Source organism: Hydrocoleum sp. CS-953, from assembly GCF_002260545.1.
In the GTDB taxonomy this organism is placed as follows: Bacteria; Cyanobacteriota; Cyanobacteriia; order Cyanobacteriales; family Microcoleaceae; genus Trichodesmium.
Window position 1 is genome coordinate 1 of sequence record NZ_LGSU01000058.1, and the last position, 1,763, is coordinate 1,763.

2 protein-coding genes are annotated in these 1,763 nt (G+C 33.3%); both read left to right on the plus strand.

Features of this window, described 5'->3' with window-relative positions; translation table 11 throughout:
* Positions 1–213 precede the first annotated feature (213 nt).
* Complete coding sequence (locus AFK68_RS43195) at positions 214–342, plus strand: hypothetical protein (protein ID WP_256386454.1); 129 nt, start codon at positions 214–216, stop codon at positions 340–342.
* Between the two features lie 861 nt (positions 343–1,203).
* Positions 1,204–1,617, plus strand: coding sequence for a hypothetical protein (locus AFK68_RS00330; RefSeq protein ID WP_143437365.1), 414 nt, complete (start codon positions 1,204–1,206; stop codon positions 1,615–1,617).
* Positions 1,618–1,763 lie beyond the last annotated feature (146 nt).

Genomic DNA, 1,763 nt, shown 5'->3' on the forward strand with positions numbered 1-1,763 from the left:
AAATTATTGCAGCGAATTTTTGAGAAGGGTTTGGAGACCAAAACCCTACGGAGAAAAATTTGGAAAAATTCGGAAAAATGCAGCTATTAATTAAATTATTGGAACGAACCTTTGAGAGGAGTTTGCCAACCAAACCCCTACGGAGAAAAATTTGGAAAAATTCGGAAAAATGCAGCTATTAATCAAATTATTCCAATGAAATTTTGAGAGGAGTTGCCAAACCATAACCTAGACATAGCAAAATTTGGAAAAAGTCAGAAAAATGCAGCTATTAATCAAATTATTACGACGAAATCTTCAGAAGGGTTTGGAGACCAAACCCCTACGGAGAAAAATTTGTGAAAATTGGCAAAAATGTAGTTATTAGTTAAATTATTGCAGCGAATTTTTGAGAAGGGTTTGGAGACCAAANTTAATCAAATTATGAAAATGAACTATTGAGGGTGGTTTGGAGACCAAACCCCTACGGAGAAAAATTTGGTAAAATTCTCAAAAATGCAGTTATTAATCAAATCATGGCAGCGAAATATTGAGAAGAGTTGGCAAACCATAACCCCTACGGATAAAAACTTGGGAAAATTCTCAAAAATGCAGCTATTAATCAAATTATGGCAGCGAAATATTGAGAAGAGTTGGCAAACCATAACCCCTACGGATAAAAACTTGGGAAAATTCTCAAAAATGCAGCTATAGCAGTGAGCGCTCAGGTATTTACAACGCCCAGCTCAAACTGCCTTCTAGAAAAGGTGTACAAAAAATAATGTGTAAATATGCCAGCGCACATTGCTATATTAANGAGCAAAACTTGGAAAAAGTCAGAAAAATGCAGCTATTAACCAAATTATTACAACGAACCTTTCAGAGTAGTTGGCAAACCAAACCCCGACAGATGAAAATTTGGAAAAAGTCGGAAAAATGCCGTTATTAATCAAATTATGAAAATGAACTATTGAGAAGGGTTTGGAGACCAAACCCCTACGGATAAAAATTTGGTAAAATTCTCAAAAATGCAGTTATTAATCAAATCATGGCAGCGAAATATTGAGAGGGGTTTGGAGACCAAACCCCTACGGATAAAAACTTGGGAAAATTCTCAAAAATGCAGTTATTAATCAAATTATGGCAGCGAAATATTGAGAGGGGTTTGGAGACCAAACCCCTACGGATAAAAACTTGGGAAAATTCTCAAAAATGAGGAGTTTAATGATGGATAACGAAATTAAAGACTTTGAGACTAAGATTAGAAAATATCATTCACTTCCTGAAGCAATAGTGCTTGATTATAAACCAGTTGGTTATCCTTTCTATGTCTTACTTCTTGACTTAACTTATTTGGCGAATAGAGAATTACAATTACTAGAAGAGTTTGTCTTGAAATGTATTACTAATGGGTTGACAAAACCACAAGAAATTTCGAGTTTTCTTGGTATGGAGAGTTATTTAATAGAAAAAGTATTGTCAGAATTAATTTCCCGAGATTTAATCAAAAAAGAAGAAAACTTCAAGTTAACAACAGCAGGTTTGAATGTTTTAGAAAAACAAACAATTTTAGCTCCTATTTCTGAAACTCAGACATTTTATCTAGATGCTCTAAATGGAAGAATAACAAACTCTTGATCTCTGAAGAAGTTTGACAGTAAAATTCATAAAAATAGTGCCATAAATAAAATCATCAAAAAACCAAGGAAAGGTCATATAGAAGATTTAGTTGATTACTATCCAGATATTGAAAAACTTTTACAAAATTCCCATCCTAATAATCC

Excerpts from the sequence above, each read along its gene's own strand:
- AFK68_RS00330 (WP_143437365.1), top strand. The coding sequence starts at position 1,204 with ATGATGGATAACGAAATTAAAGACTTTGAGACTAAGATTAGAAAATAT.